Consider the following 5,428-nt stretch of genomic DNA (forward strand, 5'->3'; position numbering starts at 1 on the left):
TGTCACCATCTCGACCCCGTCTCTTGGCACATTGTGCAATCAGGTGGATCGTTCCGATGCGATTGCCCCTTGGACATTTGGCATCACCGCCTTGATGACCAATCTGGCGGCACGCGGCCTGCTTTAACACGGCGACATCAAAAACCCTCGGAAATCCTTGGCGATTTCCGAGGGCACGACCCCAAACAGCAAAGCCCTGCCAAAGATGACGCCAAGGACGCATCAAGGAAATTCCAAGAACGCCCCGGCATCCCCGGGATCACGCCATGCCCATATCACGCGAACGGGCCTGAAATTCAGACCCGTTTCATATCCCACCCCACACAGTTAGTTACAGGCCCCACCCATGAGCCGTCGCCCCGATCATGACACCCCGCGCCAACCCTCGCAGATTGCCATTTTGCGCTTTTTGCGCGTTCATGGTCCGGCGGCCCGGATTGATATCGGCAACGCCACCGGATTAAGCCCCGCCACCGTCACATCGCTGACCGCGGATCTAATCGCCCAAGGATTGGTGCAGGAAACCCAAAGTGCGGCGACCAGCACCGGCAGCCAAGGCACCACACGGGGCCGCCCCAAGGTTTTGCTCGATCTTGTCCCAAGTGCGGCCTATGTCATCGGCATCAAACTGACCATCAACCTGATCGAAATCGCACTGGGAAATTTCAAGGGCGAAATCGAACACAGCATCCAGCACAGCATCAATACCCGCGACCTTGACGACACATCACTTGTCGCAACCCTGTGTGACCTGATTGATCAATTCATTGCCGATAACAACACCTTGGCAAAGCGCCCGCCGATTGGCATCGGCATCGCCATTCAGGGCGTCGCCGACAGCAATAGCGGCGAAATCATCTGGTCCCCGGCCCTTCGTCATCGCCAGATTGCCGTCACCAAACCACTGCGCGAACGGTACGGCGGGATTGTTCAGATGTCGAACGATGCCAATTGCATCGCCACCGCCATCACCCAAAACAACGACCTTGGCGGCAAGGGTGATTTCGCCGTCATCATGTTGGGATACGGGGTTGGTATGGGACTTGTCCTGAACGGGGCGGTCTATAATGGGCATTTCGGCGCGGCAGCCGAATTTGGCCATATGAAATACCAGCCCGACGGGCCGCTTTGCAATTGCGGGCGACGGGGCTGTATCGAAGCCTATATTGGCGATTACGCCATCCTGCGCGATGCCAGCGGCCTGATTGACCTGCCCAACGCCAACAACCTGCATCCCAGCGAAGATCAAATGATGGATCTGGTCAAACGGGCGCGCAGCGGCGACGAAGGCCTTGCCGATCTGTTCCGCCATGCTGGCAAGGTTCTGGGATATGGCATTGCCAATCTGATTGCGCTGTTGGGGCCGGAACGCATTCTGATCACCGGGTCAGGCGCACGGGCCTATGATTTGATGGAACCCGAAATCGACCGTGGCCTGCGCGAAGCACAGGTGCCCGAACTGCGCAACGGCCCCAAAATCATCCATCTGCCCTGGAACAAGGATTTGGCATTGCAGGGTGCGATTGGCCAAAGCCTTTTGCGCCATGACGAAAGCATCTTCGCCAATCCACCCGCACATCAAGGCTAACCCCCGGCATTCGATAATGTGGCACAAAAAGACCTAGCGACACACATCACACGCGCCCCGATCCAGACAGGGCCGTCAAACTGGCCCGCCCAAATCCCCAAAGATCATCATCCCGACCGTCGCCAAATGATCCGCCAGACCGCCCGTCGCCCATCACTCGTCACTCGTCACTCATTCATCACACGCCACACATGCCCCCCCCCCACAGGCCGCATCACAACAAACCACTCCGCCACGCAATCTGCGGCTCAATCTGCTACCCCATGCAAAAGGCCGCCCGAAACCGGACGGCCTTCTTTACATTTTCGCCGCTATATACAGAAAAATATAGCGGATCAACGACCCGTTTTTTTACGCCATGCTTCGAAATTGGCCTTGGTTTCATCCTTGGTTGGCGGATACAGGCCAATGATCGACTTGCCCGCCATAACTTCTTCCAGAACAAAGTCTTCGAAACTTTCCATGCCTGCGCATTCTTCGGCAATCTCATCGGCCAGATGGGCCGGAAGAACCACCACGCCATCCCGGTCCCCAACCAGAACATCGCCCGGAAAAACCGGTGCATCACCACAGCCGATTGGCACATTAATGTCATAGGCCTCGTGCAGCGTCAGGTTGGTCGGGGCCGACGGACGATTGTGATAGGCATGAATATCAAGCTTGCCAATGCCTTCGGCATCACGAAAACCGCCATCGGTAATGATACCGACAACACCGCGCTTCATCAGGCGGGTAACAAGGATTGATCCGGCGGATGCCGCACGGGCATCCTTGCGGCTATCCATGACAAGAACATGGCCCGCCGGGCATTGCTCAACAGCAACACGCTGCGGATGGTTGGGATCGCGGAACACTTCAATCGGATTGCGATCCTCACGCGCCGGGATATAACGCAGCGTATAAGCCTGCCCGACCATGTTGTCGTCTTTGGGCGCCACCGGCCCGACTTCCTGAATGTACTGATTGCGCAGGCCACGCTTAAAAAGCGCGGTGCAAAGCGATGCGGTGCTGACCCGTTTAAGTTTGTCACGCGTGGCATTGCCAAGGACATAGTCGGTCATATTCGAAACTCCGTAGATATGCGCGGGCCGTGGATCACACGCACCCGCGCCAAGTCATATCAAATGGCAATCAGGCCAGATCAGCCGGCAAAACATCCGCCGGGATGTTCTGATAGCAAACCGGGCGCAGGAAACGACGGATCGACATGGTGCCGACCGATGTCGCCCCGAAATTGGTCGATGCCGGATACGGTCCACCGTGCACCATGGTGTCGGAAACCTCGACCCCGGTCGGGAAACCATTGGCCAAAACACGGCCAGCCTTGCGTTCCAAAATCGGCATCAACGAACGGGCATCGGCAGCATCACCGGCATCAAGATGAAGCGTACAAGTCAACTGACCTTCAAGTGCCTTGGCAACCGCGCGCATTTGCCCCATGTCCTTAACCCGGACAACAAGGCCAAGCGGCCCAAAGACTTCTTCGCCCAACACATGATTGGCCAGCCAGTTTTCACCGGTGGTTTCAAACAAATATGGCGTTGCATTGCGAAGATCACATGTCGTGGTCAGCACATCTTTAACGCCTGCTGTCTCGGCAATGCGTTTTGCGCCACTGCGATACGCATCGGCCATGCCATCGGTCAGCATGGTCTGGGCGGCAACATCGCCAAGGCCTGCTTTGGCCGTTTCAACAAAAGCATCGGCATCCGGACCATCAATCACAACCGCAATTCCCGGATTGGTGCAGAACTGCCCTGCTCCCATGGTCAAGGACCCGGCCCAGCCTTTGGCAAGGGCTTCGTTCCGCGCGCTCATGGCTTTGGGCAACAGGAACATCGGATTAACCGATCCCAACTCGCCAAAGAACGGAATTGGTTCCGGACGTTGCGCACACAGATCAAACAATGCACGACCACCGCCAAGCGACCCGGTAAAGCCAACCGCCTTGATCAGCGGATGCTGCACCAGACTTTGACCAACATCACGTTTGCCGCCTTGAATAAGCGAAAACACGCCGGGATGAACGCCACACGCCTTAACCGCAACGTCAATCGCCTGTGCAACGATTTCACCAGTACCGGGATGGGCGGAATGGCCTTTGACAACAACCGGGCAACCCGCGGCAAGGGCGGCGGCGGTATCACCACCGGCAACCGAAAACGCCAGCGGGAAGTTCGACGCACCAAACACGGCCACCGGGCCAATCGGACGCTGCATCAAACGCAAATCCGGGCGCGGCAACGGCGCACGATCGGGCAATGCTTCGTCATGACGACGATCCAGATAATCACCGGCCAAAATATGGCTTGCAAACAGGCGAAGCTGGCCAACGGTGCGGCCACGCTCGCCATTCAGGCGGGCTTCGGGAAGGCCGGTTTCCTGGGTACCGATTTCGGTAATTTCTGCACCGCGCGCATCGATTTCATCGGCAATTTTGTTTAGCAACGCCGCACGCTCTTCACGGGTGGAATAGCCAAAGCTCCAAAACGCTTCTTCGGCGGCCTTGGCAGCCTGATCAACCAGTGCCGGGGTGCCGACCGGGAATGTATTGGCCGGGCCATGGGCAGGCTCGGACTGGAAGGTCTGCTCGCCTGCTACCCACTGGCCTGCGATCAGATGTTTTCCTGTCAGATGATAGGACATTTTGTGCCTCCTTTGACCGGGGTTATCCCGGCATTTATTTCACAAGTTTATTTTGACGCATGAAGCCAACCAGCTTTTCATGCTGTGTATCGGTAAGCGGCCATGCCGATGGCGGACGGGTCGCACCGCAATCATTGCCCAGCAATTTCAACGCCGATTTCACACCGGTCACATTGGTGCCATTCATTTCTTCGGCGCGCACATCTTCGAATGCGCGCATTTCTGCAATCAGTTTACGGGCGGTTTCATAATCGCCGCCTTCAAGGGCGCCGTGGATCGCCATCGACCGTTCCGGCCACACATTGATCAAACCCGACGTAAAGCCACGTGCGCCAACGGCATAAAAACTTGGCGCCCAAACCTCGGCCAATCCCCCGACCCAGACAATATCAGGATCACAGGCAGAAATCGCCTCGGCCAGTTTCATCGGGTTCGGCGTTGCCCATTTCACACCGGCCACCCCTTCGACCGCACAAAGATCGGCAATTGCCTTGGTGCCGATGGTATCATTGCGCAGATAAAGCATCATCGGCAAACCATCCGATGCATCGGCAATACGTTTCAGGTAATCAACAACACCGCGCGGCGCAACAAACGGGTCTGGTGGCTGATGGATCATCAAAGCCTCGGCCCCGGCCTTGGCCGATGCCTTGGCCAACGCAACCGCATCGCGAATACCGCGACCAACCCCGGCCAGCATCGGCGCCCGACCATCCAGCATTTCAGCAACCGATTGGGCCATGGTGATGGCCTCATCCGTGGTCAGCGCGTAAAATTCGCCGGTATTGCCATTCACCACCGGAAAATGCACACCCGCCGCCAGCGCACGATCAATGATCGGCGAAAGTTTAGCCGGTGCAACATCACCGTTTTCGTCATAAGGCGTGACAAGGATACCCGATATCCCCGAAAGCACGTCACGCAATTCAGCCTTGGAAAGCGCCATTGGTCAAAGTCCTTGAATTCTGTGGATGGCAGCACGTTGGGGGCACCACCATTTCGTTTCACACTTAATCATTACCGGCCATCAAAACCGGATCAGAAAATATCCGGCTCGCCCGCGGTTTTACCAAAATCAGGCGACAGGAAGTCAAAGTCACAGCCCTCATTGGCCTGGGTCACATGCTTGCCAAACATCCAGCCATAACCACGCTGATAGCGATCTTCGGGTTTTTTCCATGCGGCACGGCGACG

General features: G+C 56.8%; 4 protein-coding genes. 1 reads left to right on the plus strand and 3 read right to left on the minus strand.

Going from position 1 to position 5,428, the window contains the following annotated elements; translation table 11 throughout:
• The first annotated feature begins 346 nt into the window (after positions 1–346).
• The gene (locus tag ACN0RL_RS19555) at positions 347–1,588 is read left to right on the plus strand and encodes an ROK family protein (RefSeq protein ID WP_417519859.1); all 1,242 of its coding nucleotides are present in this window, start codon (positions 347–349) and stop codon (positions 1,586–1,588) included.
• Positions 1,589–1,923: 335 nt separating this feature from the next.
• On the opposite strand, the gene ACN0RL_RS19560 is transcribed toward ACN0RL_RS19555, so the two are convergent.
• The 3 genes from ACN0RL_RS19560 to ACN0RL_RS19570 all read right to left on the minus strand — a co-directional run bounded on the left by ACN0RL_RS19560 (position 1,924) and on the right by ACN0RL_RS19570 (position 5,180).
• Entirely contained in the window at positions 1,924–2,649 is a 726-nt protein-coding gene (locus ACN0RL_RS19560; protein WP_085619055.1) for a ribonuclease activity regulator RraA, read from the minus strand.
• A gap of 70 nt (positions 2,650–2,719) precedes the next feature.
• On the minus strand, positions 2,720–4,234 hold the full coding sequence (locus ACN0RL_RS19565) for an aldehyde dehydrogenase (NADP(+)) (protein ID WP_417519861.1): 1,515 nt from the start codon (positions 4,232–4,234) through the stop codon (positions 2,720–2,722).
• Positions 4,235–4,268: 34 nt separating this feature from the next.
• Positions 4,269–5,180 (minus strand): dihydrodipicolinate synthase family protein, encoded by a 912-nt coding sequence (locus ACN0RL_RS19570; protein WP_417519863.1) that lies wholly within the window; start codon positions 5,178–5,180, stop codon positions 4,269–4,271.
• Between the last annotated feature and the right edge of the window lie 248 nt (positions 5,181–5,428).

Source organism: Marinobacter sp. (assembly GCF_048259445.1).
Lineage (GTDB): Bacteria > Pseudomonadota > Gammaproteobacteria > Pseudomonadales > Oleiphilaceae > Marinobacter.

Coding starts and splice junctions, on each gene's coding strand:
- ACN0RL_RS19555 (WP_417519859.1), top strand. CDS start 347: ATGAGCCGTCGCCCCGATCATGACACCCCGCGCCAACCCTCGCAGATT.
- ACN0RL_RS19560 (WP_085619055.1), bottom strand. CDS start 2,649: ATGACCGACTATGTCCTTGGCAATGCCACGCGTGACAAACTTAAACGG.
- ACN0RL_RS19565 (WP_417519861.1), bottom strand. CDS start 4,234: ATGTCCTATCATCTGACAGGAAAACATCTGATCGCAGGCCAGTGGGTA.
- ACN0RL_RS19570 (WP_417519863.1), bottom strand. CDS start 5,180: ATGGCGCTTTCCAAGGCTGAATTGCGTGACGTGCTTTCGGGGATATCG.